Here is a 25,836-nt window from a genome sequence, read left to right as displayed (position 1 = left end):
CATTTTTCACGAGAGAAAGCCAGTGACCCGTCTGTTCCGCACTCCCCATCACGCTTCCATGTTGGCCCTGGCCGCTGCCCTGGCCCTGTCGGCCTGCGACCGGCCCGCCAAACCGTCGGCACAGGCCGCAGCGCCGCAGGCGGCGGCCGGCGAGTTCAAGCCCGTCACCGTGCAGCACCAGCTGGGCACCACGGTGGTGGAGCGCCCGCCGCAGCGCGTGGCCGCGCTGGACATGAACGAGGCCGACTTCCTCGACCAGCTCGGCGTGCCCATTGCCGGCATGCCCAAGGACTTCGTGCCCCACTTCCTGGCCCGGTACAAGGACGATGCCAGCGTGCAGGACCTGGGCTCCATCGTCCAGCCCAACCTGGAGCGCGTGCACGCGCTCAAGCCTGACCTTGTGCTGATCTCGCCCATCCAGGCCAGCGCCTACCAGGAGCTTTCGGGCTTTGCGCCCACGGTGCATTTCGACGTGGACTTCAGGAACAGCGGCACCCGGCACCTGGACACCGTGCGCGATCATCTGCTCACCCTGGGCCGCATCTTCGGCAAGGAGGACCTGGCGCGCGCCAAGGCCGCCGAGATGGACGAGAAGGTCGCCCAGGCCCGGCGCGCCACCGAGGGCCGTGCGGAGACCGCCCTCATCGTCATGCACAACAACGGCGCCTTCAGCTCGTTCGGGCCGCAGTCGCGCTACGGCTTTGTCTTCAACGCACTGGGCGTCAAGCCCGCCAGCACGGCGGCCGAGGCCGACCTGCACGGCCAGCCCATCTCCAGCGAATTCATACAGCAGGCCAACCCGGACATCCTCTACGTGATCGACCGCACGGCCATCATGCAGCGCCGCCCGGGAATGGACGCCGCAGGCATGGACAACCCGCTGCTGCGCCAGACCAGCGCCTGGAAGAGCAACCGCGTGGTCTTCGTCGATTCAGAGGCCTGGTACGTCACGGCGGCCAGCGTGACCTCGGTGAAGCTCATGGTCGATGACGTGCTCAAGGGCTACGGCGATGCGCTGGCAGCGGGCGCGCGCCCGGTGGCCGCTGCGGTTGCAAATTGATCGCATTCTCGATTGAGGGTTTGGCTTTCTCGTTCGGAAGACAAGGTGAAACACCCAACGCCTACCCGAATCGAAAGGAGTCCCGCATGGCACTACGCCATCCATCCCGCCCCGCGCAGAACGGCGCATCGCGCGCCCTGCCGCACCCGGCCTTTGCCTCCAGGCACACGGCCATCGCCGTGCAAATGCTCTGCATGGCGGGCCTGGCACTCGGCGGCCTGGCCGTGGCCATGCCGTCCGCGCTGGCGCAGGCGGCTGCCCAGGGGGCCGCATCTGGAGCAGCCTCCGGGGCGGCACCCGGCGAGGCCCGACGCGCCTTCAGCATCCCCGCCGGTCCGCTGGGCCAGGCGCTCAACGCCTTTGCCGCATCGGCCGGCGTGGAGCTGACGGTGGATTCCAGCCTGCTGCAAGGCCGCAGCAGTGCAGGCCTGTCGGGCAGCTACAGCGTGGCCGAAGGCTTTGCCGAGCTGCTGCGCGGCCAGGGCCTGCGCGCGCTGCGCGAGGCCAACGGCAGCTATACCCTGGGCCGTGACCGCAACGCCGCAGCGCCCGTGGAGGGCGGCGTGCTCCTGCCCGCCGTCACCGTGCGCGCACAGGCTCAGCAGGCGCCCGAAGCCTATGCCGGCGGCCAGGTATCCACGGGCGGCCGCATGGGCCTGCTGGGCGACAAGGACTTCATGGAGACGCCCTTCAACACCATCAGCTACACCGAGAAATTCATCGCCGACCGCCAGGCCCGCGACATCACCGACGTGATCTCCGCCGCCGACCCCACCGTGTTCAGCACGGGCATGACCGGCATCATCAGCGAGAACTATTCCATTCGCGGCTTCAGCTCCAGCATTGGCGATGTCACCTTTGGCGGGTTGTTCGGCGTGGCGCCGTTCTACCGCGCATCGCCAGAAATGTTCGAGCGCGTGGACGTGCTCAAGGGCCCATCGGCCCTGCTCAACGGCATGCCGCCCGGCGGCTCGGTGGGCGGCACGGTCAACCTCGTGCCCAAGCGCGCGGGCGATGAGCCGCTCACGCGGCTGACCACCTCCTTCATGTCGGATGCGCAGCTGGGGGCCCACATCGACCTGGGCCGCCGCTTTGGCGAGCGCAAGCAGTTCGGCATCCGCTTCAACGGCGTGCTGCGCGACGGCGACGGCGCCGTGAACCACCAGGAAAAGGAAACCCGGCTGGCCTCGCTGGGACTGGACTGGCGCGGCGACCGTGCCCGCCTGTCTGCCGACCTGTACAGCAGCGATGACCGCACCGACGGCCTGAACCGCGGCATCAACCTGGCCGCAGGCCTGCCCGTGCCCAGGCCGCCCAAGGCCGACACCCTGCTCAACCCCAGCTGGGCCTTCTACGACACAAAGGACAAGGGCGCCATGGTGCGCGGCGAACTCGACCTGGGCGACAGCGTCACGGCCTATGCCGCCGTGGGCACCAGCAAGACCCGGTACCGCTCCACGGGCGCCTACCTGATCCAGGTCTTCAACACGGCAGGCGACTACCGCACCAACCTGGCCGACCTGGGATTCGAGATGGACAAGAAGTCGGCCGAGGCCGGCCTCAAGGGCAAGTTCCAGACGGCTGGCGTGGGCCACCAGTGGGCGCTCAACGCCACCTACTACACGCATACCGACAAGCAGTTCGGCCGCCGCAACGTGCTGGCCCAGGACTGGATCACCAACATCTACAGCCCCATCTGGGGCCCGGCCACCAGCTTCAATGCGCCACCGATCTCGCGCACCGAACTGCGGCTGACCAGCATCGGCGTGGCCGACACCCTGTCTTTTGCGCAGGACCGCGTGCAGCTCACCCTGGGCCTGCGCCGCCAGCAGGTGCTCAGCGACACCTTCAACGTGGCCACGGGCGCGCGCACCTCGCGCTATGACGAAGGCGCCACCACGCCCGCCGCCGCGCTGCTGGTGAAGGCCAGCGAGCGTGTCTCGGTCTACGCCAACTACATCGAAGGCCTGAGCCAGGGCGCCACCGCACCCATGACGGCGGCCAACGCGGGCGAAGTGTTCGCTCCCTACAAGTCCAGGCAAAAGGAGCTGGGCCTGAAGCTGGACCTGGGCGACTTCGCCCACACCTTCAGCGTCTACGAGATCCAGCGCCCCAACGGCTACACCGATCCTGTCTCCAACGTCTTCTCCTTCGGCGGCGAGCAACGCAACCGGGGCGTGGAATGGGGCTTCTTCGGCAACGTGGCCACGGGCGTGCGCCTGATGGGCGGCATTGCCTACGTACAGCCCAAGCTCACCCGCACGGCAGGCGGCGTGAACCAGGGCAAGCTGGCAGCGGGCGTGCCCAGGCTGCAGGGCAAGCTGGGCGTGGAGTGGGATGTGCCTGCCCTGCAGGGCCTGACGCTGACGGCCAATGCCACCACGGCATCCAGGCAGTACATCAATGCCGACAACTCGCTGTCCGTGCCGGGCCGCACCGTGTTCGACGTTGGCGCGCGCTATGTGACCACGGCGGCCGGCCACCCGCTCACGCTGCGCGGCAGCATCACCAACGTGGCCAACAAGGCCTACTGGGCCACGCCGCTGTGGACCAGCCTGGGTCTGGGCGCACCGCGCACTTTCATGCTGTCGGCCACGGTTGATTTCTGAGCGATGACACGGCGCCTTGTCGTAGATCAAGCCGAGCCCGAGCCGGGCCGAGCCTGCGCTGCCGCCCTGCGGGCTATAAACTAGCCCGATGGGGCGGCGAGCATGCCGCCCCGCTCACCCGCCCACCCTCCATTACCAGGATGACAGACGCCTATGGACAGCCGCAATGACAGCATGGACCTGAGCGACGACAGCGTGTTCGAGAGCGCTGCGGAGCTGTTCCGTGCCATGGCGGCGCCCGTGCGCCTGAAGATCATCAGCGTGTTGTGCCATGGCGAGAAGAACGTGACCGAACTGCTCGCCGACATCACCACCACGCAGCCCAACATGTCCCAGCACCTGAACACGCTGTACCAGGCCGGCGTGCTGGGCCGGCGTCGCGAAGGTGTCAGCATCTACTACTTCATCGCCAACGCGCAGGCGGCGCAGATGTGCCGCGCCATCTGCGCCCAGGTCGCCATCGCGCAGGGCTGAGCGCGGCAGACCCGCAGGCTGCAAGAAGGGATCTCAAGGGGACCCAAGGCGACTCCGCTAGGATGCCATCCATGCCGCCCACACCCACCCTGGTCCAGCCCCTGCCGCTCGATGCCGACGGCATCCTCGCGCTGGCAGCGCGCTCCATGTTCCAGCTGTTCTCCACCATGAGCCAGGGCATGTTCCTGGCCGACAGGGCAGGGCGCATCGTCTGGGTCAACGAGGGCTACCAGCGCTTCCTGCCCGACCTGGGCGTGGCCTCGGTGGACGACTTCCTGGGCCACATGGTCGAGGACGTCATCCCCAACACCCGCATGCGCCGCGTGCTGGAAACCGGCGAGCCCGTACTCATCGACCTGCTCACCAACCGCGCCGGCACCTTCGTGGTCAGCCGCATCCCGCTCAAGGACGATGCGGGTGCGGTCATCGGTGCCATCGGCATCGTGCTCTTCGACCAGCCGGAGACCACGCTGCAGCCCCTCATCAGCAAGTTCGCCGTTCTGCAGCGCGACCTGGACGAGGCCCGGCGCGAGCTGGCCGCCCAGCGCAACCGCAGCCTGCGCGTGGCCGTGCAGGGCGAGCGCCGCGCCAAATACAGCTTTGCCAGCTTTGTCGGCAGCAGCCCGGCGGCCGTGGAGGTCAAGCGCCAGGCGCGCCGCGCGGCCCAGTCGCTCAGCCCCGTGCTGCTGCTGGGCGAAACCGGCACCGGCAAGGAACTGCTGGCCCATGCCATCCACGCGGCATCGGCCCGCACCGGCGGCCCCTTCGTCACCGTCAACATCGCCGCCGTGCCGGATGCCTTGCTGGAGGCCGAATTCTTCGGCGTTGCCCCCGGCGCCTACACCGGCGCCGACCGCAAGCCGCGCGACGGCAAATTCAGGCTGGCCGACGGCGGCACGCTGTTCCTCGACGAAATCGGCGACATGCCCCTGAACCTGCAGGCCAAGCTGCTGCGCGCGCTGCAGGAGGGCGAGATCGAACCGCTGGGCTCCAACCAGCTCGTGCGCTTTGACGTGCGCGTGGTGGCAGCCACCTCGCGCGACCTGCCGCAGATGGTGCGCGACGGCCGCTTCAGGGAAGACCTCTTCTACCGCCTGCACGTGCTGCCCATCCGCGTGCCGCCGCTGCGCGAACGCAGGCGCGACATCCCGGCCTTGGTTGAAGTCCTCTCCGAAGAACTGGCCCTGCGCAACGACATGCCCCCGCCCGAACTGCTGCCCGACGCCCTGGCCCTGCTGGCCGGCCAGACCTGGCGCGGCAACATCCGCGAACTGCGCAACGTGCTGGAGCAGGCCGCCATGCGCAGCGAAGACACCGCCATCAACGCAGAGCAACTGCGCGAAGTGCTGCGCTCATCCGGGGTGGAACCCGCCGCCCCCGCGCCCGGCCCAGAGACTGCACCCGCCCCGTCCCCTGCCCACAACAGCCCCGCCGACACCGACCTGCTGCGCCCCCTGGCCCAGCAGGTGGCCGAGCTGGAGCGCAAGGCCATCACCGCCACCCTGGCCGCCAACAGCGGCAACAAACTGGCCACGGCGCGCCAGCTGGGCATCTCGCGGGCCACGCTGTATGACCGCATGGCGGTGCTGGAGCTGCAGGGCTGAGTCACCCGCTGCCTGCAGGCCGTACTGTGGCCAAGAGGCGGGGTGATTCCTGCCGCTCCCAATCCCGGAACTAGCCCCGGAACCAAGCCCGTGAACATGAAAAATCTCCTCACCCGCCTCAAGACCGCATTCAGCAAGCCCGCCCCCGAGCCCGCTCGCCAACAGGAACACCCGAAAACCCAGCGCCAGCCGCACGAACCCCAGTCGGATGCCGCAGAAGACGAAGTACTCATCAACGCCTACTGCACCGTCTGGGACCTTCCCGCGCTTGACTTTCCGCACACGCTGGCCGGGCGCCGCGATCTTTCGGACCCTGAGCTGGCGCCCCATCTTTCCGGCTTTGTCGGCTATGTGCTGGGGCGCGGCGATGGGCAGATGACGCGCAACCGCTACCACGCCATGCGCCACATCCAGCGCGTGCAGCAGCACCTGAGCCTGGGCATTGCGCCGGCCCAGCTCGACGCCTTTGCCGGCTGGGCGCAGCGCGCCAACGCCATCGCCTTTCTGACGGACGGCAGCATCCGCGATCCGCAAGGCCGCATCCTGCTGGATGCCAACGGCGCCGAGCCTGATGACCAGGCTGTGCTGCCCTATCCGCAGCAGGCCTGGCAGCGCAAGCAGCGCAGCGAGCAGGTGCTGGCGCAGCGCGGCTTCACGCCTTCGGCCAGCCTGCCGCCGCTGATCTCCGAGCCCGAACTGCGCATGCGCGCACCTGACGAGATCGCCGCACGCGCCTTCGCCCTGCTGGCCGTGGCCGTGCGCGCCGAATCACTGAACGACGCACTGAACGAAGCACTGAACAGTGGCGAACCGCTCACACGCGAGCAGCTGTTCCAGCGCCTGCCGGCCGCCCAGGCCGCGCTCACGCCCAACGAGCGCGAATTCATGGCCACTGCCCAGCCCTCCGAAGAGGCCATCGCCAAGTTCGGCTGGCGCTACGAAGCCGCGTATTTGCTGGAATGGGCGCTGGGCCTGGTCGATGTGCTGCCGTTCCCCGACGCCATCTGCGACGTGCCGCTCACCTCGCGCACCCTGCTGCAGGCGGGCGACCTGCAAGGCGCCCTGCATGCCGCTCGCATGCGGCCCGACAGCGAAATCCTCGACGCCCTGGACCAGCACTACCGCCTGCACTGGATCGTGCGCCAGGCCCAGGTGCAGCAGCAGCCCGCGCCAGCCGGGCTGAACGCCGACGTGCTCATGGAACGCCACCATGCGCTGAACTGGCTGGTGCGCTTCGAGGGCAATGACTGGGATGACGTGGATACGCCGACCTGAGGCGTGTTGCGCAGGGCGCCTGGCTGCCGCGGCCACAGCTCAACCCCCGCCCAACTGCTCCAGCGTGATGCACGCCAGCCATCTGCATCCATCCAATGGCCAGGCGGCGTCATCCGAGATGCAGCGCCCGGTGGCGTCCATCTGGATGCGGGTGACGTGGCGGTTGGCGCCGGGCCTTGAGCGGCGGGCGGGCATGGCCAGCAAGGTTTCGGGCAGCGGCTGCGCTGGTGGATAGGGTTCGAGGCGCGTGAGATTTTTTGCAGAACGCAGGCGCAGCGGTGATCGCTCCATGCCGATCACCCAGGTCCAGAAGAGCGCCGGGTGGCGAAACCTGTGACCTGGCATTTCCAGCAGCAGCATGGCGCTGCCGCCCCGCTGCATGGCTTGGGCACAACGCAGCGGAGCGAGGGCGGGGAAATTCTCAAGCTGCGTTTTCCAGCCGGGCAGTAGCAAAGCCAGAACTTGCGCCAGCTCTTGCGGGCCGGGCTGTGGCGTCAACTGCAGCGGCAATTGCACCTGCAGCCATGCCCGTTGCCGCAGCACGGCAGCGCATCGCCGTGCACACCACCAGGCGCCCAGCGGATCGGGCAGGCACTGGGCATCGGGAACCGTGGGCAGTGTGGCCCAGCGCGTCTTGCGCGTCTGTGTACCCACCTCGTAGCGCCATTGCGTATCGAAGCGCAGGCCGGGCATGAAGGTACGAATGGGAGACCTGGGCATGTGCATTGCGGCTGCAGATCCACTACCGGCCGTCCGGTGCGGGCCTGGCTGCAAGCGTGACCGTGCCAAGCCACTGGCATGGGTGCCAGGGGCCGCCCGCATCATGCAGGAGGCAGGTCCCGTCGGCTTGCACCTGGATCCGGGTGGCGTACCCGCTGGACCAGGGCAGGGTCGAGCCAAAGGGCAGGGCAAGCAAAGCCTTGGGAGGCGCCATGGCCTGCGCACCCGCTGACGGCAATGTGTCGGACGCAACGCAATCGTCGGTGCACGACAACGGCAGCTCCGGCTCGTACCCCACCACCCAGGCCCAGAAAATGCCCGGCTTGGGCCCTTCGCATTCCGGTGACTCCAGCATCAGCAAGGCACTGCCTCCCTGCTCGACTGCCTGGGCGCACAGCAACGGCGTCCGGGCGCATTCAGCAGGTGCCTGCACGTCCCAATCGGGCAGCAGCACATCAAGGATCTGCGCCAGCTCCTCCACGTCGGGAAGCGGGGGCAGGTGAACGGGCAGCCGCAGGAACAACCAGTGCTGCTGCTCCAGAACCACGGCGCACCGGCGAACGCACCACCAGGTGCCATAAGGGTCGGCCGGGCCAGCAAGGTCGGAGGCCATCGGCAGCTGTGTCCAGCTGGTCTTGCCGGCTTCCGCACGCCTTCTGTATTGCCAGTGATCATCAAAGAGCAGGCCGCTGATGAGGCGTTGACCGGGACTACTTGGCTCCAGCGGAATTTCCCGCTCGTACTGCTCTGGCGTGAGATTGGAGTTCTGCATTTCTTCGGGTCAGGAAAAGCCGGTCAGGAGAAGCTGCTGTTGACGGCAATGTCGTTGCTCAGTGGCTCCAGCATGATGGCCGCCGTGCAGCGGTATCGGCTTGCGCGCGCATCCAGGCCATCCACATCACACAGCCCCTCGCCATCCACCGTCACCCTCAAGGCGTGATTCCATGCCAGGGGCGAGCCGAAGGGCCAGATCAGCAGCGCGCCAGGGCGCCCGGGCATGTCAAAGGCTGAAATGCGCTTGGCACGCTGGAATCTCTCGTGCATTTCCACGCCGATCACCCAGGCCCAGAAAACGGCTTGCACGCCATCGCTCGAATCCTCGGTCTGCAGTTGCAGCAAAGAGCAGCCACCGGCAAGCAGCGCATCGGTGCTGCGCAGCAGCGGCGCCTGTGTCGAGGGCTCATCCAGCACCTTCACGTTCCAGTCCGCAAGCATTGCGCCCAGGGCCAGCGCCACATCGCCACATTCCGGCTGCGCAGGCAGGCCAGAGGGCAGATGCGCGGAACGCCAGGGCCTGCGATTGAGCACTGCAACGCACTGGCGCACGCACCACCAGGCCCGCTGTGGATCTGCTGCAGCCATGCCGCCTGCCCGGGTTGCCGGCAGCCGTGCCCAATAGGCTCGGCCTGAAGGCGTGAGCGCCGAGTAGGTCCACAGTCCGTCAAAGCGAAGCCCTCGGGTGAAGCGGTGGGTGAGGTGCGTGGTCTCATCCATGTGGGACCTTGTCTTGGTGGACTTCAACACGGTGCGTGCCCCGCCAATGGCCCTGCATTGCCGCGTTGCGCGGGCGACAGCGTGATTGCGGCCGGGCAGCGGCACTCGCGCCACTGCCCGTCATTGCCATCCACATCGCAATGCCCGTCGCGGTTCACCTGCACCCGCGCCGCATAGCCACAGGCCCAGGGCATGCTCCAGCCAAAGGGAATGGCGAGTAGCGCGACGGGGCGGGGCGCGCGGCATGACGGCCATGGCTTCACCGGCGCGGGCAGCATTCTCTGATGCATCTCCACACCAATCACCCAGGCCCAGAACGTGCTCTGTGGGCACCGGTGCAGCGCCTCTGACTGCAGTTGCAGCACGGCTCCGCCGCCGGCCAACAGCGCCCGGGTGCAGGACTGCAGCGGACTGTGCCCGGCCCCGGCGCTGAGCTGCACCTGCCAACGCGGCATCAGCGCGTGCAGGGCCAGCGCCACATCTTCCGGCCCCGGCCGCAAGGGCATGTCTGAAGGCAGATCCACCGACTGCCACATCTCCCGCCGCAGCACGGCAGCGCAGCGCCTCACGCACCACCAGGCGCCATGCGGATCGGCCCTGCCCGCATCCGGCTGCCCCAGCGGCAGCCGCGACCAACAGGCCCGGCCCGATGGCGCGCGGGCGACGTACTTCCAGCGCGCGGTGAAGCGCAGGCCGGGGGTGAAGTGGTGCGTGATGTGCATGGAATAAGGGAAAGCGTGCATTCATAGGAACGATCAATCGCCATTGCATCGTTGGAATCACTTCTTGTCAACACCATTTGGTGTAATTCGTGGGCTCAAGTACACCCATGAGCGACACGTCAAATATCCGCTGTGCGAACTTGAATGCCCTTTGCCTGCGCTTGGGCTGGGCCAGTCGGAAGGGCGACAACTCGGGTTCCCCTTCTGAGTTGATCAACCGACTTGGCCGGACCTCGAGTTATTGGTCTGATCGCTTGAGAGGGAGAAAGCCCATAGGCGCGAAGCTGGCGCGTGAGATAGAAGAGGCGCTGAATCTGCCGAAATACTCCCTCGACGGGGATGAAGAACACAGCGACTTCGTTCAGGTCTCGCAACTCAGCGTCGGCGTGACCGAAGACTCGGATGTTGGGAGCGCTCTTGTGGCGGAGCTTGGCGCATTGCAGTTCCGGCGCGACTTTTTGCGCTCAGTTGGTGTCAGTGCGGTGAACGCGGCCCTCGTCCATGTGGCAGGAACCAGCATGGAGCCCACGATCCGGGACGGTGCCGTACTCTTGCTCAATCGTGCGGATCAAACGCCGCGCCGTGGCAGCGTCTATGCATTCGCGTGGGAGGGGCAGATGCTTGTGCGGCGCTTTCAGCGGGTGGGCGATGTTTGGCATGCCGTGGCCGACAACGCTGATAAGGGCGAGCACCCGGATATCGTCATTGCCGGGAAGGCTGAGGGCCTGGTGCAAGGGCGAGCCATATGGGTCGGGGCCAAGCTCTGAGTCTGTCCTGTCTTGATGGCTGAATCTTTCATCCGTCGCGGGAACTTGAATGCCTTGTGCATACGCTTGGAATGGGTCAGTCGCAGAGCCAAGAATTGGGCTCTCCCTCGGAACTGATCCGCTGGCTTGGCCGGTCGTCTAGCTTCTGATCTGATATCGACCCATTTGGTGATGCTGATCTGTGGGGTGTGGGTGTCGGCTTTGCAGCGGGTACGGTCGCTTGGACAACGTGTCCGTGTCGACCGTTCTGTTAGGCTGCATCGGACACCACCTGCGCAAGGCATCGGCGCAGAACATTGACCAGCTCGTCCAAGTGTCGCTGACGCAATGACGGGGACAAACGCTCCGGCAGTGCTCCGCGCTCAGTGACAACAGAAAGCGCGATCAGTAGCTCCCGCACTCCATCGGCCTTTGAGGCCGACTCCGCTGGCATCGGCCAGAACACCCCGAGTAGCTTCTCTTTCGGATAGAACACGGACTTCAACTGGCGAGTATCGCCCTGGTACAGAACGATTTGCCGGACGCCGCTGGACCAGGACGCTGGAAGCAGGGGAACCATTGCCTCGACGTCTCGCCGCGAGAGGCCGTGACTGGCTCCGTTCTGCACAGTGACTTTCATGCGGTCTAACGTTTTATATGAGAGGCGCTGCCCGGCTTGCCGGGTAGCGCCTCTCGATGGAAGGGTTGGGCATCAGTGTGCAGCGCCAACTGGAACTCCTGCTTTGAGTGCGATGCTGTGCACTGCCTCACCAAGTGCACGCCTACAACTCTGCAGATCATTATTGTTTTGGCGCCCGTAGGCAATTGCGCAAGACGCTGCTGCCTCAACAAAGAACGTACATGCGATTCGGGTCATCATGATTGTGGAGTTGACCCGGTTCCGTGGACACATCATTCTTTGTGTTCAAGGAGCCGCAAATGTCCAAAGTCAGGCCGCCGTATCCGGCGCAGTTCAGGCAGCAGATGGTCGAGTTGGTACGTGCCGGACGCACGCCCGCCGAACATGCACGCGAATTCAACGTCACCGCGCAGTCCATCACCAACTTGGTCGGTCAAGCCGCCATTGATAGCGGCAAGGAAGGCTTGACCTGCGTCGAGCGCGAGGAGCTGTTACGGCTGCGCCGTCAACTGCGTCAAATTCAGCAGGAGCGCGACATCCTGGCAAAGGCTACGGCCTGGTTTGCCGGTCGCAGCGATGCGACTTCGACGAAGTCTTCGGACTCGTGATGGCAAACCAGGCCGACTCCCCGTGCGCACCATGTGCCGTGTTCTAGGCGTATCCGCCAGCGGTTTCTACGCTTGGCGAGAGCGCAAGTCTTCCCAGCGCAGCATCACCAACGCGGTAATGACCGAACGAATACGCCAGATTCAAAAGGACTCTACGAGTCGTACGGCATGCCGCGCGTGAGGGCCGAGCTCATTGAGCAAGGCGTCTCTATCAGCCGACAGCGTGTTGCGCGCCTCATGCGTCTGGCCCGCATCCAGGGCATCAGCCGCCGCTGTGGCTCCACGATTACCACGCGCCAAGACAAACGTGTCTCACTCCACAACGACTTGGTCAAGCGCCAGTTCAAGGCTAGGGACCCCAATCAACTCTGGGTGGCCGACATGACCTAAGTGCCAACCTGGACGGGGTTCTTGTACTTGGCCGTGGTCATCCGTGTGGAGCCGGCGTGTGGTGGATTGGTCTATGGGCGAGAGAATGAAGACCGACCTTGTGCTATCGGCGCTCAACATGCCGCTGCCCCAGCGCAAGCCGCAAGACGTCATCCACCATAGTGACCAGGGCAGCCAAGGCGTATTCAACCGGTCGTCGCAACACTTTCAATCATGGAGGTGTTTATAGGACGACCTGCGGGGTGGAGGCAGAAGCTATCTGGGCGAAGTGCCATGCGCTCACCCGGTGCTCCTTCGCTTCGCCAAGAGGTGGAGCGGCAGTTCTGGAAGCAGGTTGTCACCGGAATCACGAGTGAGAAGGCTGCCGAAGCCGTTGGCGCCGTCACAGCGGTCTGGGCTACCTCTCACCTCTGAATTTGAAAGGAGCCAGCAGGCACGATTCAATGTCTGCAAGCACGACCCATCGTACGCTGACGAAGCACCCCAGATGGTTTGAGAATCAAATCAGAAACCGTCCACGGGACCGGGTCAACTCCAACTCCAGAATGCCTGTTTGCAGCACGAACAGGACGCCGTTGAGGTGGCTTCATACGCTGACTGCTGGCTTGCGCACACCGCCTTTGGCAGAAGGTACGAAGGCTGCGATCAGGGGTTGTAACTGTCGCCACAGTTCTTTGCTTACGCGTCGTTGTGCCATTAGGGCAGCGAGCATAACTGCTCTGCGGGGGCCTTTGACGAAGTGGTGTTGGCCACTCTTACTAATTGTGTCTGTAGTAGTCATGCTCTGATTTCCCAGTCATTTCCAAAGAGATGGAGAGCTATAGTTGCTGCTTGAGTGGGAACCTGTCTTACTGCAGGTTGTCACTTTTATTAAAAATATAGAGGAAGAATATTTTAATTTCCGTGAATTGAGCCGGTTATGGAAAATTTTTCGGTCGTTCCATCAGGACGATTTACCCAAAAACACTTTGTCCCAAAGTCGGCACTCCGGACACTAAAGTCTCTGATGCCACAGCCAATCTTTGCAGCTGCATTCGGATGGTGTTCTAGCGCCGCCTGTAGAATTACGGCATCTTGGACGTTGACTCGATCACCAACGTCGTACCGATGAAGCATATCCTTTAAGTAAGCAACTGCATCACCCCTTTTTTCAAAATGCAATGGCCCGAGAGAAATAGGTTTGGCTGGCATGTGTGATCTCTGATTTGGTGCAGGCATTAATTGGCAATATCGCCAAGAAAAAGACGCTCGCGTATTTCACGAATAATAATGGCTGGAATATCCATTGATTTGAATTGATTCAAGCGCTCAACTATCCATTTTGAGCATTCTTCTTTGGTAAGATCGTTGTGAGCAATCCTTTCATACAAGGCAACCGCGCTCATGCGGGAAAGGCCGAGTTCCATAAGCGAGAGAAGTGTCATTGAAGAAACGCCGAATTCGAGTTGAGTACCGATATCCAAGCCATCGTCAATCAAATCTTCACGGTTCGTTTCTCGAAGATGCAAATGCAGCACATCCATATAAGCGGAGAGGTATTTTGGCGCCCTAAATCTGGCAATTTGTTCTACTAGTTCCATCGTGCTGCGGATGAGTTCCGGTAGTTTGAAAGATTTACCTGCTTCTTGATGCCATTTAATGCTATCACTAATTATTCTGGCTAATGAATACCCTTTTAACCATTTGAAAACAATTAATGCATATAGCCTAATGCGCCCTTCGGGTGTAAAGGCTGGGAATAAATGGGTGTTTATTCTTCCCATAATTGTGATTAGCCGGTCGTAGCTGTCATTGCTGGCTATCTCTGCTAATAGTAGGTTTTCGATATCACCGGCATATGATCGAAAGGCTTCGAGAAGGCGTTGAAGACCGATTGCGCTAACTCCTGGATGTCTAGCCGCTAGATTGACGTCGATTTCTATCTTTGCTGCCGAGGCAGCGAGGGTCTGATCTAGTTTTTCGATCAATGCCGTGTCATGACGTTTTGAAAAGCTCGCCGCTGATATGGAGCCTATTCGCATGAAGGTGGTGAGTAAATAAGCGCCAACTTGCTCAAACTTTTCCATATCAGAAATACTGGAAAAATTCGATTCCCAGCGCTCGGAAAGGTAGTTTTCCATGCCTCCTCCAAGCTCGAGTACGGCATCGCTTTCACGTTTAATTGGATAGCGTGCTCGGCTAGGAACTCCTCCGGGCCAGGCTTGCAGGTCCTCCGGATCAATACAAATAATATTTCCCTGAAATTCATCGCCCCATCGACCGGCACGGCCTGCCAGATTCCAGAAATCGTGCGGCTCCATCGGGTGGCCTTTCCCCTTCCTTGGACCTCGCACAACGATTGTGCGGCATGACAGGTTGACACCCTCGATTAAAGTTGAGGTGCATACCAAGAAGCGGATTTTTCCTGAGCGGAATAGCCTTTCTATCTCTAGCCGAAGCAATGATGGCATGTTTCCGTAGTGGAAAGCAACTCCTTGAACAACTAACGGTGCAATCCGAAAGTCCTGATGTACGCCCTTTCGAGCAAGTTCAGCAAGCTCTAAAAGCTCCAAATCGTTGGAGTCAAGTTTTGGCAAGAGCTGGCTAATCAGATCAGCAACCTCTTCAGCCTCTCCAGCACCATTGGCGTAGACGAGCGTTCCACCTCTTTCTCCGACAGCAGCGGCGATGAATGCGAGACGCTTTTTGAGTCCATCCGGCGTGCTTGCCAACTGAAGGATTCCTACTGGGAGTGCCCCCCCTTCCTGTCGAAGAGTAAGCGTCCAGAGTTTTGATTTTCGCGGTACCTGGGTTGCAACCATCAAATTCTGAAGAACAGTCGAGGAGTCGCTATCGACGGTGACAGTTTGCATGCCCTCGGGCGCATCCGAGAGTAACTCTTCCGGGTTTTGGGTTGCCGGACTGATAAATACAGCCTTCAGATTCGGATTGGCGCGGGTGGCGCGCTCTATTGCATCCTGCAAAATGACGCCGCGCTGGTTGTCACCGATCTTGTGTGCTTCATCTACAATGAGTAGGTCGATAGAGAAAACGTCACTGAGAACGTTGGCGAGAAAATGCAGCCGCTCCTGAGTAAAAACGAGAATTAATCTTGAACCCCCAGAGCAAGCAGATTTATATTTTTCGGGAAGAGGTAGGGATGACACCTCAATCACCTTGATATTTTCCAGGAGTATTTTAAGATTTGTCTCGATTTCAGAAACTAAAGCTCTTGTCGGTGCGAGGTAAACGGCAACCCTTACCTCATTCGCTAATATTTGATCGATCAACCACTGAAGTACGAGAAATGTCTTGCCCGATGCGGTGGGGGCGGATGCCGAAAGCCAACACTTTCCATCAGCATTTTTCCAGAAGCGTTGCTGAAAATCGTTTACTTGTAGCCAGGCACCGCTCGACTGAATCAAAATTGATCGTTCCATCTCACGGCGCTGAGATTCGAGACGTAATGCGACGCCTAATCGTTCATCAAGATTGGCGTTTAGCAGGTTCCGATTGGTGGCTAGTGAAATAGCCCTGAAGTTGGAGAGCTTACCCAAGAGGACTGCGCCTGCATCTTTTAGAGATTGACTGTCTGATAAAGAAATTACGGCGGTTGCTATTCGGAGTGCGGCTTCTTGATCGCTCCTTTGATCAGATCGAGCTAAAATGCTACCTGCAAGCAGCATTCTGGGCCAATCAATTGCTATTGAGGACGATGCGGAAGGATCCGGAACCAGATTATCTAATTCATTGCGTACTGTAAGCCGAGTGATTGCATTGAGCTCGTCTCGAACGCCTTCTTGGAGAAGCCATGATTGGAGATCGGTGAGACTCATTGGTTATTTATCCCCATTGCCTTGAGAAAGGCTGTGCGGAAACCCTCTGCTGATGGCAAAGGGATGCAGAATATTTCGATATCCATCTGCTCAAGCTTTTCCAATTTGAGCCGCTCTCCAATCCGATCGCGCCAACCTGTGAGCTCTGTCCGAGATGCCTTGACAATTTCCTCAGCAACTGCCTTTGCACTGTCTTGCGGGTAGAAGGGCGCATCAAAACCTACAAGAGCCATGCCGCAATATTGAACCCGCTTCGACATGACCGACGACTTGTCAAAATATTTCTTCAGCGCATCGGTTAGCGTAGGATTGCTCAGATCAGCTTTGTCGCTCAGGAGCATCAAATCGCGCTCCCGCCCCGCTTCTTCGTGCTCAAGCTCTGTTAGAAAGGGGGCCAGGGAATTAATGCACGCGCGAATCGCAGCGCTTGCATCTTGGTAGATTTTTGATTCACCCCAGTAGAGCTTCAAAGTCCCTTCCGATGTCACCCCTGCATAGACTCCATCCGCGCCGTGATAGTGCATCCGCGTGTCCGTCTTGAGATCCATCTTGCAAAGAATTTGTGGCAGCTTTAGGAAGCGCTCTGCCAGTAGGAACAGCAACATCTCTCCACCCTCACCAGTGTTCGCCAGGTCCGTAAACGAGCGCTTGGCTCGTTCGACGAGTTCGGCGACTGCCTCGGTGCTGTTAAACCTGTTGTCGCGCGCTTTTGCATCTGCAAGCTTGGAGCGCGGGATCGCATAGTCAACGACGGCGTTCCGCATGAACTCAGCTAGGCGATGTGGTTGAACACGGCCATTACCGTCAACGGAAAGGCAGTGACAGTGAATTTTGACCACATTTCCTTCGATAGACACGTCTCGCTCTACAAGCGTGAGATGAACTTCAAGTGCTTCTGGGTTTCCTGTCAAAGCAGATTCGAGATCGGTGCTGGTGATGGTTGACAAATGGCCTCCATATCGTCTATCCGTCAGATGGATTGCAGCAAGCAAATGTAACCTCATGAGCGGCCGTAGTCCATGGATTGGCTGACCTTCAAGTCACTTTAAGATGTACGGTCCCAGGAAGTCATGGTGCATTCTTCAGCCTGAAACCATTGTTCTGTGTTTCACTGCGGTCGTCCGCTTCTTGCCGGGAGCGGTAGCGAAGCCGGGCGCCAGTCAGCAGCCAGTCATGTCCCGCAGCAGCGGTGTTCGAACCAAGACTGCGGGATTTTCACCACGTCAGATCTCCGTCTGCTCGGAGATCGCAAGGGCGTCATCTACCTCAATGCCGAGATATCTCACGGTCGACTCTAGCTTGGAGTGCCCCAGGAGCAATTGCACGGCGCGCCAATTCTTGGTGCGCCGATAGATCAGCGTCGCCTTGGTTCTGCGCATCGAGTGCGTCCCATAGTCGGTGCGGTCCAGCCCGAGTTCATCGACCCAGTGGCCGAGGATCCGTGCGTATTGCCGCGTACCGAGGTGTGGTGAGCCGTGAAGTCGGCTGGGGAAGAGGAAATCCTCGTGCTTCAGCCCAGCCTGCTTGATCCACGCCTGCAACGCCTCCCGGGTGGTCTGGGGTATCACGAACTGAACCGGGCGCTTGGTCTTGTGCTGCATGACGATGGCGCGCGTCGCCACCTGATCGCCATGGCACACGTCCCGAACCTAGAGAGCGACGAGGTCACAGCCGCGCAGCTTGCTGTCGATGCCGAGGTTGAGCAAGGCGAGTTCACGAACCCTGCCGTCCATTTGGAGCCGAACGCGTAGCGCCCAAATGTCCTTGAGTTTGAAGTGCACCTTTTGGCTGACGAGCTTGCCATTGTTCCATGGTTCGCGATGAATGAAGTTGCCTGTGGTTTCCATGATGGTCTCCCATCGGGTAAAGAACACTGCAGGATGCACTTCTCAACGGACCGAAGTCGTCGCGTTGCCGGTGCTCCACGCCGGCTACGCGGGAATTTTCGACGTCGGCTGACCTGCGTGCTTTTGGAATGTCAGTCTCGGCCAGAAGAGGACATTCCATCAGCGGTCTTTGAACTACTTACAGCAAGTTCCAACCTCGAAATTTTTAGGTTTGCCTAAAAAGTTTGTTTGCGATTGCTCACTCTCATAAATTCGAATAGATTCAATCTTATGAGCACGACAAGATTTTGTGCCTGTCGTGTAAATCTAGTTAGAAGTTTCGAAAGAGGATATCTTGAATCAATACATAAATGTTAGCAGTTGGGTCCTGGGTGGTATTCCGACATTTGCTATATTTTTCTTTATTTGGACCAACCGAGGTGAACCTTGGAGAATTAGTAACTTACTGTCAGCACTTATTCTCATCGGAATATCCGCCTTCATGATTGGACTGCTTACGGACATGATCGCTTTAGTCGAAGAATTGCATAAGAAAGAGAAAATTACCGATAGCTTAATTAAAGAGTTGAAGACATCTGGTGCAATTTGGTTAGTCATTTTCCCCGCAGTAGCCGGTGGCGTTGGAGTCAATACTCTCTACAGTTTTCTTTCTTCGAAGAAACTATAATTTCTAACCCCGCGCTCAAGCCGACTCGCCTTCGGCGGTCGGCTTAGTTTGTTCATTAAGCCCGATAAGCAAAAATTATGGACATATAACGCGTTAATGCTCTTGGAGCAACCGTACCACATTCGCTTTGCTTTCAAAGTCTTTGTGGCCGTGGAACACTTATGTCCGAACACTACCTTAGCCAGCCTATTGGCGAATGTTTGCTACATCATCACTCCGGACCGCTAGATTCCGAAGTTGACCATCCAAACCTCAATCCTGCTGGGAGGCGCGGTCGTCCTCGTTACATCGACTTCTGCCTTTCCAGTCGAGAGACAAACCGACTTACAGCCGCTTTTGAATTGAAGTGGGTTGGCGATGGTGCCTTTGACAAGCAGCGGGTAACTGATGATTTACTAAGGCTTGAGGCCTTACGCAATGTAGAGTCCCAGCACGTTTTTCGCTATTTCCTAGTGTCAGGTGAAACAGAAAACTTCGAAAATAACTTCCAGAATTCAAAGGCAAACCTAGGGGCCGGCGGCGGTAGAGTAGATTTGTTTTCAGAATTTCTGGATTTTTCAACCAACAATGACAAAACAATTGTCGTCAATTCTCTAAGTGCCCCACAACTTGAAGCTTTCAATGAATTCTCTAGCTACTACCAATCACGATGTCCTCGTCGTTTCATAACTCATCGAGTTCATGCAATAAGCATGAATGGATTTACTGTTTAAATTTGGCGCATAAGAAGTGCTAAGCACCGTACAACGATGCCACCCCCCACTACGCAGCCATAAATGCGGCCCCTAACAAGTCCATGAAGTAGACCCGCCAAAGGGGGGCGCTTATGTCCAGCGTTAGTGATATAAGTGGCTGCTTTGGGTCGGCCTACGACAGCCGCAAGCGGCCAAAAGCAGTCATTTTTTATAGCCTTCAGATTCTCGATCTGACTCGTTGTTAATATCGCTATGGCTTCCGCCGTTGTACAGTTCGAGCACTGAAGAAGAAAGCCAGAATTGTTAAGCCATCGAACTTAGGTAGAGATTTAAATTTATACAGGGAATTGCTTGTTAAGTGTTTATTTAGCGGTAAAGATCCTGATGCCAAAGAACATGAGGTGCCATTGTGGCTTCAAAAAAGAATGAAGCTTGGAAAAGGAATTTATAAGCTTCCAAATAATTCTTTATTGCAGTACAGGCATGCAGTAGTTCCCGCGAAAAGCTCCCACAATACAAAGTTCTCGGAAATCGAATCGAGAATATCTCAAGGCATCTTGAAAAGTGAAGAGGTTTACCTTTGGGTGTTAAAGATTTACGTAGGACTTCTGACCATAGACTTAAACCTTAGAGATGATATCAAAGACCAAAAATCAAAAAACTATAATTGATTTGAATGGATTTGGTTATCATGTAAATGTATTTCGCACTTTGTACCAGAATTGGGCTAATGAAGGATCTACTGATCCATCTCCATTCGGGAGCGTGTTTATCCTCGACTCGTTGACCACGGAAGACCATTTCGATTTATTCCATTGCGGATACACTGGTGCGCTAGGTATTGATGTAGGTAAGAAATTTATATTTGTCACTTTTTGAGATCGAGGGAGAAGCTTAAAATCAAATGCGCTGGCCCTGCGGCACGAAAATCAAGTTCTTCGAGTTGGGGAATTGAAAGACACTTCAGAGCATGGCGGGCAATGCCACCTAACGCATCGAGTCTGGCCCTGTGAAATAGCATTTTTTCAATTTCTGACCAGGCCGAACTCCATGACGATACTGAAAACTCCAAATAAAGTGGCTGTACCTCCGTATCCGATTATTCCCGATCGCCTAGTTGACGTACTTGAGTATGTTCGAGTGTGCAAAAATTTTGGTCTTCAGCGGGATTTGTCGAGAGGGAAAAACTCATATACTCAGTTCACAACCATTGAATAAGCTCTAGAGGCTGCAAACCTTAAAGTCGCTACCAAAGACTAGGCAAATTAGAGCGCTAGGCAGGTGCTAGTTCATTTGGGGCTGAGATGTACTATTTTCAAATGGCCGTTATGGGTCGACAGGAGCCAACCGCGCTGCGCGAAGTCGATCCTTCAAACCGATGCAGGACGAATCGAGCAATCGGCTGGCAGCTTCCAAGGATGGAGCGGTCGCCCATGACTGGAGTCGCTCAACGACCGGTGTTGGTTTTTTCGGTCACTCGCGCACTGCACCGTGAATGGCTCAGATCAGCCTTAAGCCGCCGCTCCAAAGTCTGCCGTGGCTTACCACTCCTGACCGAGCGCAGCGACTAAACCTCATTTCCGGCAGCGACAAATCCATCTTCGCTCGGAGCCCATCGGATTCCTTGTACCGCTTCCTTCTTGGCAGTCTCCAAGTCAGCGTAGAAGGATGACTCTGACGGGCAGGAGGCCCACCCCTCGATGCCGGCGGCTGCGTTGTCGAAGTAATACTGTTCGACAAATCCAAAACTTCCCACCTCTCGACGAAAAAGCGCGATGCGACGTTGGCGGTCTTGAGAATAGAAAAAGCAGATGTCTTGATCCATTGCGCACTCAGCAAGGAAATAGGTTAATTCTGCCTCAGCGCCAACCCATCTCTTTTGGCGGTGTAGTCAACCGGTCAATGAAGCAGTTTGAAGCGCGGCTCTTTAGAAGTCACCGTCAAGGCGGAAGCCATCAAGCTCGTGGGCGCGCCGGCGCGCCTGTCCACTGCCTTTGGTCTTTTGGCCAGCGAGCACGCGAACCTCAAATCCTTCACGCTAGAAGTCTTTGCCGTAGAAGTCTGCCTGGAGATCGCCGAGGGCTGAGCGGCCAGCCCATTCGCTGTCCGTCCCGCGCTTGGCCAGGCCAGAGTAGCTTGTAATCAATGCCGGTGGACAAGAGGCAGGCACTACTTGGTGCCTGCGCCTGAGGGGGATTGGGTCGGCCTGCAGCAACCCTCCACAAGCACCTCAACAGTGGGCGCTGCGGGTCGCCGCAGCGCCCCTCAGAAGCTATGCATCAACCCCGCAGTCACCCCCGTAGCCACATCCTTGTTCTGCCCGCCCTGAAACCCTCCACTCCAGTGCGTACGGTCCAGCTCCGCATACAGCTTGCTGCGGCGTGAGAGCTTGTATTCCGCAAACAGCAGGGCACGGGTGTAGCCGTCTGCGGCGCGGCCGCTGCGTTCGCGTTCCACGCGGTACAGGGCGGCGGTCAGGTCCAGCGTGCTGCGGGCGGACCAGGTGGCGCCCAGCGAGTGCACGCGCTGCACGGTGCGGCTGGTGGTGGCGTTGGTCTGGCCGTCGCTGCGCGCAGTGTTCAGCGCAAGGCGCAGGTTGTCCCATTTGTAGCTGGCGCCCAGGGTGGCGGCTTTCAGCTCCCACTGGTCTGCGGTCTCGAAGCGCTGGTAGGCGCCGGAGACCGTCCATGTCTGCGTGCCATAGGCCAGGCCTGCGCCGGCCGATGAGCGGGCGGAGCCGCCTTGTGCCGTCTCGCCAAAGCTGTACATGGCGCGGGCGGTGAGGCCGCCGAAGCGGCCCGTGTACTTGACCGAGTTGTCCAGCCGGTACGAGCCGGTGGTGGCGCCCGCGCTGCCGTATTCCACGCCCAGGCCGTGGCTGCTCAGGGCCGCTGTGGCGATGTTGGGGTTGAAGGCGGCGAAGCGCATGCCCCCGGGGTCCACGGGGCTGATGGCATCTGCCAGCAGGTTGGTCTGGCGGCCGGCCGTGACCTGGCCCCAGCTGCCGCCCAGGCCCACGATGGCCGCGCGGTCGAAGAATTTGCTGGAGTTGGCGGTGGTGCCGGTGTCCAGGTTCAGGCCGGTTTCCAGGTTGAACAGGGCGTACATGCCGCCGCCCAGGTCTTCGCGCCCGCGAAACCCGAAGCGGCTGGTGGTGTTGACGCCGCTGGACAGCGCGGCGCCCGAGGTGTTGCTGGCCGCGTTGGCGGCGGTGAGGCCGCTGGTGTAGCGCACGCCGGTATCGGCAATGCCGTAGAGCGTGATGCTGGATTGCGCAAGGGCCGACAGCGGTGCGGCGGCGAGGGTGATCAGCACCAGGGTTTTGGTGTTCATGGGTGTGGCGAGGGTGATAAGGCTGGGCAGCGGCATGCCGCAGCAGTGCCGTTGCAGCGCCGCTGAATGGAGGTCGAACTGGGGAGGGGTGAAGGCCCCCTGTGTGTCGAGGGCCTAGAGGGCCTTGAGTGCCTAGAGAGCCTTGAGGGCTCGGGGGCCTGCCGTCAGGGCTTGGCCGCCGGCTCCATGCCGGTGCTGCGCACGATGGGCGCTGCGGCGGGGGCTGCCAGGAAGCGGATCAGGTGGCGTGCCGTCTCAGGGCTCTTGGCGCCGGTGGCCACGCCTGCGGAGAAGAAGACGCGCTGCTGCACTTCATCGGGCAGGGGGCCGACGAATTCCAGTTCCTTGAACGGCAGCAGTTCGCTGACCTGCTGGAAGCCGATGTCCGCATCGCCCCGCAGCACCACGGCGCCCACGCGCTCGCTGAGGATGCGGGTGGCCTTGCCCTTCATCTGCTCGGCCACGCCCAGGCGCGGGAACAGTTCGTTGGCCAGATAGGTGCCGCTGGCGCTGGCCGAGTAGGCAATGGTCTTGGCATCCAGCAGGGTCTGCTTGAGCGCGTCCACAGTGCTGATGTCGGGCTTGGGCGTGCCCTTGCGCACGCTCATGCCGATCATGGAACGCGCCAGGTCCACGCGGCTGCCCGCTTCCACCTTGCCTTGGGCGGCCAGATTGTCCAAGGCTCCATCCGCAAGGATGACGATATCGAACTGCTCGCCCCGCGCCAGGCGGCTGGGAATGGAGTCCTGCGCATTGCCCATGGAGGCACCGCGCGAGGTGACGACCTTGTGGCCCGTGGCCTGCTCGTACAGGGGTATCAGCTGGTCGTAGGCGGCAGAGAAGCCGCCCGAGGTGACCACGCGGATTTCATCTGCGGCGGCGGTGGAAGGCGTGGCAGCGCCCAGGGCCAGGCCCAGGCTGAGGGCGCCGCCCAGCAGCGCGCCCAGGGTGCGGCGGCGCAGGGTGGATGGCACGGAGGACTGCAGAGAGGACTGCTGGGGGGTGGAACGGATGGCGGTCATGGTTTGTCTCCTGGTTTTTTATGGTTGGGGAACGGCTAACGGCTGCCGAGGGAATCAATCGGCGGTGATTTTTCGCTCGCGGATGATGCGGCCCCACTTGGCGTGCTCGGCGGCAATGAACTGGCCCAGTTCCTCGCGGGTGCCCGGGGCGGCGGTCTGGCCGTGCTTGAGCAGGTTGTCGCGCACTTCGGGGGTGTTCAGCACCTTGACCAGCTCGGTGTTCCAGCGGTCCAGCAAGGGCTTGGGCGTCTTGGCGGATGCCACGAAGGCGTACCAGTTGGTGGCGTTGAAGCCGGGGAAGCTTTCGGCCACGGTGGGCACGTTGGGCAGGTAGGCCGGGCGCGTGAGGCCCGTGGTGGCCAGCGGAATGAGCTTGCCGGATTCGATGTGGGGCAGGGCCGTGGGCGGGGCTGCGTAGAAGGAGGTCACGCGGTTGCCCAGCACGTCCTGCAGCGCGGGCGCGCCGCCCTTGTAGGGCACGTGCAGGGTGTCGATCTTGGCGACATCGTTGAGCAGTTCACCGGCCAGGTGCGATGCGGAGCCGGGGCCGGTGGAGGCGAAGTCCAGCTTGCCGGGTTCGCGCTTGGCCTTGGCCACGTATTCGCCCAGGGTCTTGATTCCCGTGGCGGCAGGCACGACGAGCACGTTGGGAAAGTTCACGCCCATGGTGATGGGGGCCAGGTCCTTGAGCGGGTCGTAGCCGATCTTCATGAAGTGCGGCGCAATGGCCAGCGGGCCGATGGAGCCGAAGAGCAGCACCGAGCCGTCGGACGGGCCATTGGCCACCTGCGTGTGGGCCAGGTTGCCGCCCGCGCCGGGCTTGTTTTCCACGACCACGCTCTGGCCGATGTTCTCGCCCAGCTTCTTGGCGATGATGCGCGCGGCAATGTCGGCCGAGCCGCCTGCGGCGAAGCCGACCACCATGACCACGGGTTTCTTGGGGGGGAAGTCCTGGGCCTGGGCGGTGCCCACGGCCAGGGAAAGAAGGGCGGCCAGGGCGCTGCCTGCGATCAGTCTGCGTTGGTGCATGTCGTCTCCGTTTGTTGGTCTTGCCTGCCCGCAGGGGGCAGCGTTATCAAGGGCGCCATCCTATGCAGCGGGTGTTATTCTGTGAATTGCAACTTTTGGAAGGACTGTTGCGTGCAGCGCATCAAATTCGACATGGGGGAATTGATCGCCTTCGTGACCACGGCCGAGAAAGCCAGCTTTCGCCTGGCCGCAGAAGCGCTTTTCCTGTCGCCGCCTGCCTTGAGCCGGCGGGTGGAGCGGCTGGAGTCCGTGCTGGGCGCGCGGCTGCTGGAGCGCACCACGCGGCGTGTGGAACTGACCGAGGTGGGCCATGAATTCCTGCAGGAGGCGCGCAGGGCCCTGGCCGGCCTGGACGAGGCCGTGCAGCGCGTGGATGACCAGCTGAAGCTGCGCCGTGGCAGGGTGACGGTTGCCTGCGTGCCTTCGGTGGCCACCAATCTGCTGCCGCCCGTGCTGAAGACCTTTGCCGTGGAGCAGCCCGATGTGCAGGTGCATGTCATCGACGAGAGCGCGCAGCAGGTGGTGGAGGCCGTGCTGCGCGGGGATGCGGACTTTGGCCTGAGCTTCACGGGCAGCCAGGAGCCGTCGCTGCGCTTTGAGGCGCTCACGCGCGAGCGCTATGTGCTGGCCATGCCGCGCAGCCACGCCTGGGCCGGGCGCAGCCAGGTGGAGTGGGCCGAGCTGGCGGGCAAGCGCCTGGTCTCCGTCTCCCACAAGAGCGGCAACCGCCTGCTGCTGGACCAGGTGATGGCCGGCCTGCCCGAGCAGCCCGTGGCCTGGCACGAATGCAACCACGTCACAGGCGCCCTGGCCCTGGTGGAAGCCGGCCTGGGCCTGGCCGCCGTCCCCCAACTGGCCCTGCGCCAGGACCACGCCCAGGTCTGCGGCGTGCCCCTGACCGCGCCCGATGTCTGGCGCACCCTGGGCCTGCTGCAAAGGCGTGACCGCGTGCTGGGGCCGGTGGCGCAGGCGTTGCGGGAGTGCCTGGTGCAGGTACAGGGCGCGGGCGGCTGAACTGGCCTTGGATTCACTGCGTTGCAACCCTGTTGCGCGCAGGCCCTGGCATGGCTGCCGCTTAGCGCAGTG

General features: G+C 60.7%; 22 protein-coding genes and 4 pseudogenes. 12 read left to right on the top strand and 14 right to left on the bottom strand.

The features are described from left to right. Positions 1–22 precede the first annotated feature (22 nt). The 5 genes from IB269_RS21030 to IB269_RS21010 all read left to right on the top strand — a co-directional run bounded on the left by IB269_RS21030 (position 23) and on the right by IB269_RS21010 (position 7,022). On the top strand, positions 23–1,060 hold the full coding sequence (locus IB269_RS21030) for a siderophore ABC transporter substrate-binding protein (RefSeq protein ID WP_318652174.1): 1,038 nt from the start codon (positions 23–25) through the stop codon (positions 1,058–1,060). 86 nt (positions 1,061–1,146) lie between these two features. After that, positions 1,147–3,669 carry a TonB-dependent receptor gene (locus tag IB269_RS21025; protein ID WP_192368173.1) on the top strand — a complete coding sequence of 841 codons (2,523 nt, stop codon included), beginning with the start codon at positions 1,147–1,149 and terminating at the stop codon, positions 3,667–3,669. Between the two features lie 153 nt (positions 3,670–3,822). Further along, positions 3,823–4,143 carry an ArsR/SmtB family transcription factor gene (locus IB269_RS21020; RefSeq protein ID WP_013803351.1) on the top strand — a complete coding sequence of 107 codons (321 nt, stop codon included), beginning with the start codon at positions 3,823–3,825 and terminating at the stop codon, positions 4,141–4,143. 71 nt (positions 4,144–4,214) lie between these two features. Further along, complete coding sequence (locus tag IB269_RS21015; RefSeq protein WP_071954838.1) at positions 4,215–5,747, top strand: sigma-54 interaction domain-containing protein; 1,533 nt, start codon at positions 4,215–4,217, stop codon at positions 5,745–5,747. 96 nt (positions 5,748–5,843) lie between these two features. Further along, a complete protein-coding gene (locus IB269_RS21010; protein ID WP_192368172.1) occupies positions 5,844–7,022 on the top strand; it encodes a DUF4272 domain-containing protein in 1,179 nt (392 codons plus the stop codon). 39 nt (positions 7,023–7,061) lie between these two features. On the opposite strand, the gene IB269_RS21005 is transcribed toward IB269_RS21010, so the two are convergent. The 4 genes from IB269_RS21005 to IB269_RS20990 are packed head-to-tail and all read right to left on the bottom strand — an operon-like array spanning position 7,062 to position 9,958. Next, positions 7,062–7,742, bottom strand: a complete 681-nt coding sequence (locus IB269_RS21005; protein WP_225614211.1) for a hypothetical protein — start codon at positions 7,740–7,742, stop codon at positions 7,062–7,064. 22 nt (positions 7,743–7,764) lie between these two features. Further along, positions 7,765–8,514, bottom strand: coding sequence for a hypothetical protein (locus tag IB269_RS21000; protein ID WP_192368170.1), 750 nt, complete (start codon positions 8,512–8,514; stop codon positions 7,765–7,767). 23 nt (positions 8,515–8,537) lie between these two features. Beyond that, complete coding sequence (locus tag IB269_RS20995) at positions 8,538–9,236, bottom strand: hypothetical protein (protein WP_192368169.1); 699 nt, start codon at positions 9,234–9,236, stop codon at positions 8,538–8,540. Positions 9,237–9,259: 23 nt separating this feature from the next. Next, the gene (locus IB269_RS20990; protein WP_192368168.1) at positions 9,260–9,958 is read right to left on the bottom strand and encodes a hypothetical protein; all 699 of its coding nucleotides are present in this window, start codon (positions 9,956–9,958) and stop codon (positions 9,260–9,262) included. 107 nt (positions 9,959–10,065) lie between these two features. Between IB269_RS20990 and IB269_RS29135 the strand changes: the two genes are divergently transcribed. Next, entirely contained in the window at positions 10,066–10,725 is a 660-nt protein-coding gene (locus tag IB269_RS29135; RefSeq protein WP_225614210.1) for a S24 family peptidase, read from the top strand. Positions 10,726–10,975: 250 nt separating this feature from the next. Here IB269_RS29135 and IB269_RS20980 read toward each other — a convergent pair whose 3' ends face one another. Continuing rightward, positions 10,976–11,344: a hypothetical protein gene (locus tag IB269_RS20980; RefSeq protein ID WP_192368167.1), complete on the bottom strand. Its 369-nt coding sequence runs from the start codon at positions 11,342–11,344 to the stop codon at positions 10,976–10,978. Positions 11,345–11,643: 299 nt separating this feature from the next. Between IB269_RS20980 and IB269_RS29130 the strand changes: the two are divergent. Together IB269_RS29130 and IB269_RS29125 are read left to right on the top strand one after the other, a co-directional pair. Then, positions 11,644–12,520: pseudogene (locus IB269_RS29130) on the top strand (IS3 family transposase); the annotation flags it as partial. A gap of 35 nt (positions 12,521–12,555) precedes the next feature. Beyond that, positions 12,556–12,735 (top strand): annotated as a pseudogene (locus tag IB269_RS29125) (IS30 family transposase); the annotation flags it as partial. Between the two features lie 121 nt (positions 12,736–12,856). Here IB269_RS29125 and IB269_RS29335 read toward each other — a convergent pair. From IB269_RS29335 to IB269_RS20945, 5 genes and pseudogenes are all read right to left on the bottom strand, one after another. After that, positions 12,857–13,054 (bottom strand): annotated as a pseudogene (locus IB269_RS29335) (IS5/IS1182 family transposase); the annotation flags it as partial. A 182-nt stretch (positions 13,055–13,236) separates the two neighbouring features. Continuing rightward, complete coding sequence (locus IB269_RS29330) at positions 13,237–13,458, bottom strand: DCL family protein (RefSeq protein WP_225614243.1); 222 nt, start codon at positions 13,456–13,458, stop codon at positions 13,237–13,239. A gap of 101 nt (positions 13,459–13,559) precedes the next feature. After that, positions 13,560–16,157 (bottom strand): DEAD/DEAH box helicase, encoded by a 2,598-nt coding sequence (locus IB269_RS20955; protein ID WP_192368163.1) that lies wholly within the window; start codon positions 16,155–16,157, stop codon positions 13,560–13,562. Continuing rightward, positions 16,154–17,104, bottom strand: a complete 951-nt coding sequence (locus IB269_RS20950) for a DUF1837 domain-containing protein (protein ID WP_192368162.1) — start codon at positions 17,102–17,104, stop codon at positions 16,154–16,156. The genes IB269_RS20955 and IB269_RS20950 overlap by 4 nt, the downstream gene beginning before the upstream one ends. A gap of 276 nt (positions 17,105–17,380) precedes the next feature. Next, a pseudogene (locus IB269_RS20945) lies at positions 17,381–18,004 on the bottom strand (tyrosine-type recombinase/integrase). 334 nt (positions 18,005–18,338) lie between these two features. Between IB269_RS20945 and IB269_RS20940 the strand changes: the two are divergent. Next, positions 18,339–18,671: a hypothetical protein gene (locus IB269_RS20940; RefSeq protein WP_192368161.1), complete on the top strand. Its 333-nt coding sequence runs from the start codon at positions 18,339–18,341 to the stop codon at positions 18,669–18,671. A 161-nt stretch (positions 18,672–18,832) separates the two neighbouring features. Next, a complete protein-coding gene (locus IB269_RS20935; RefSeq protein WP_192368160.1) occupies positions 18,833–19,384 on the top strand; it encodes a hypothetical protein in 552 nt (183 codons plus the stop codon). Positions 19,385–20,933: 1,549 nt separating this feature from the next. On the opposite strand, the gene IB269_RS20930 is transcribed toward IB269_RS20935, so the two are convergent. After that, on the bottom strand, positions 20,934–21,191 hold the full coding sequence (locus IB269_RS20930; protein WP_192368159.1) for a hypothetical protein: 258 nt from the start codon (positions 21,189–21,191) through the stop codon (positions 20,934–20,936). Between the two features lie 87 nt (positions 21,192–21,278). Here IB269_RS20930 and IB269_RS20925 point away from each other — a divergent pair, with 87 nt between their 5' ends. After that, on the top strand, positions 21,279–21,452 hold the full coding sequence (locus IB269_RS20925; RefSeq protein ID WP_192368158.1) for a hypothetical protein: 174 nt from the start codon (positions 21,279–21,281) through the stop codon (positions 21,450–21,452). 179 nt (positions 21,453–21,631) lie between these two features. On the opposite strand, the gene IB269_RS20920 is transcribed toward IB269_RS20925, so the two are convergent. The 3 genes from IB269_RS20920 to IB269_RS20910 form a co-directional block, all read right to left on the bottom strand. After that, positions 21,632–22,735: a porin gene (locus IB269_RS20920; RefSeq protein ID WP_192368157.1), complete on the bottom strand. Its 1,104-nt coding sequence runs from the start codon at positions 22,733–22,735 to the stop codon at positions 21,632–21,634. 128 nt (positions 22,736–22,863) lie between these two features. Beyond that, positions 22,864–23,721, bottom strand: coding sequence for a substrate-binding domain-containing protein (locus IB269_RS20915; protein ID WP_192368156.1), 858 nt, complete (start codon positions 23,719–23,721; stop codon positions 22,864–22,866). 54 nt (positions 23,722–23,775) lie between these two features. After that, a complete protein-coding gene (locus tag IB269_RS20910; protein ID WP_192368155.1) occupies positions 23,776–24,750 on the bottom strand; it encodes a Bug family tripartite tricarboxylate transporter substrate binding protein in 975 nt (324 codons plus the stop codon). A gap of 111 nt (positions 24,751–24,861) precedes the next feature. Here IB269_RS20910 and IB269_RS20905 point away from each other — a divergent pair, with 111 nt between their 5' ends. Beyond that, entirely contained in the window at positions 24,862–25,764 is a 903-nt protein-coding gene (locus tag IB269_RS20905; RefSeq protein WP_034391636.1) for a LysR family transcriptional regulator, read from the top strand. The last annotated feature ends 72 nt before the right edge of the window (positions 25,765–25,836 follow it).

The organism is Delftia sp. DLF01 (genome assembly GCF_014852125.1).
Classification (GTDB): Bacteria; Pseudomonadota; Gammaproteobacteria; order Burkholderiales; family Burkholderiaceae_C; genus Comamonas; species Comamonas acidovorans.
The sequence above is the reverse complement of the archived record's forward strand: the minus strand, read 5'-3'. Positions and strand labels throughout refer to the sequence as shown.

Bases quoted from the DNA above. Each gene is read 5' to 3' on its own strand.
- IB269_RS29330 (WP_225614243.1), bottom strand. From the start codon at position 13,458: ATGCTTCATCGGTACGACGTTGGTGATCGAGTCAACGTCCAAGATGCC.
- IB269_RS21005 (WP_225614211.1), bottom strand. From the start codon at position 7,742: ATGCCCAGGTCTCCCATTCGTACCTTCATGCCCGGCCTGCGCTTCGAT.
- IB269_RS20980 (WP_192368167.1), bottom strand. From the start codon at position 11,344: ATGAAAGTCACTGTGCAGAACGGAGCCAGTCACGGCCTCTCGCGGCGA.
- IB269_RS21020 (WP_013803351.1), top strand. From the start codon at position 3,823: ATGGACAGCCGCAATGACAGCATGGACCTGAGCGACGACAGCGTGTTC.
- IB269_RS20995 (WP_192368169.1), bottom strand. From the start codon at position 9,236: ATGGATGAGACCACGCACCTCACCCACCGCTTCACCCGAGGGCTTCGC.
- IB269_RS20930 (WP_192368159.1), bottom strand. From the start codon at position 21,191: ATGGATCAAGACATCTGCTTTTTCTATTCTCAAGACCGCCAACGTCGC.
- IB269_RS20935 (WP_192368160.1), top strand. From the start codon at position 18,833: ATGTCCGAACACTACCTTAGCCAGCCTATTGGCGAATGTTTGCTACAT.
- IB269_RS20920 (WP_192368157.1), bottom strand. From the start codon at position 22,735: ATGCCGCTGCCCAGCCTTATCACCCTCGCCACACCCATGAACACCAAA.
- IB269_RS20990 (WP_192368168.1), bottom strand. From the start codon at position 9,958: ATGCACATCACGCACCACTTCACCCCCGGCCTGCGCTTCACCGCGCGC.
- IB269_RS20915 (WP_192368156.1), bottom strand. From the start codon at position 23,721: ATGACCGCCATCCGTTCCACCCCCCAGCAGTCCTCTCTGCAGTCCTCC.
- IB269_RS21000 (WP_192368170.1), bottom strand. From the start codon at position 8,514: ATGCAGAACTCCAATCTCACGCCAGAGCAGTACGAGCGGGAAATTCCG.
- IB269_RS21025 (WP_192368173.1), top strand. From the start codon at position 1,147: ATGGCACTACGCCATCCATCCCGCCCCGCGCAGAACGGCGCATCGCGC.
- IB269_RS21010 (WP_192368172.1), top strand. From the start codon at position 5,844: ATGAAAAATCTCCTCACCCGCCTCAAGACCGCATTCAGCAAGCCCGCC.
- IB269_RS20910 (WP_192368155.1), bottom strand. From the start codon at position 24,750: ATGCACCAACGCAGACTGATCGCAGGCAGCGCCCTGGCCGCCCTTCTT.
- IB269_RS21015 (WP_071954838.1), top strand. From the start codon at position 4,215: ATGCCGCCCACACCCACCCTGGTCCAGCCCCTGCCGCTCGATGCCGAC.
- IB269_RS29135 (WP_225614210.1), top strand. From the start codon at position 10,066: ATGAGCGACACGTCAAATATCCGCTGTGCGAACTTGAATGCCCTTTGC.
- IB269_RS20955 (WP_192368163.1), bottom strand. From the start codon at position 16,157: ATGAGTCTCACCGATCTCCAATCATGGCTTCTCCAAGAAGGCGTTCGA.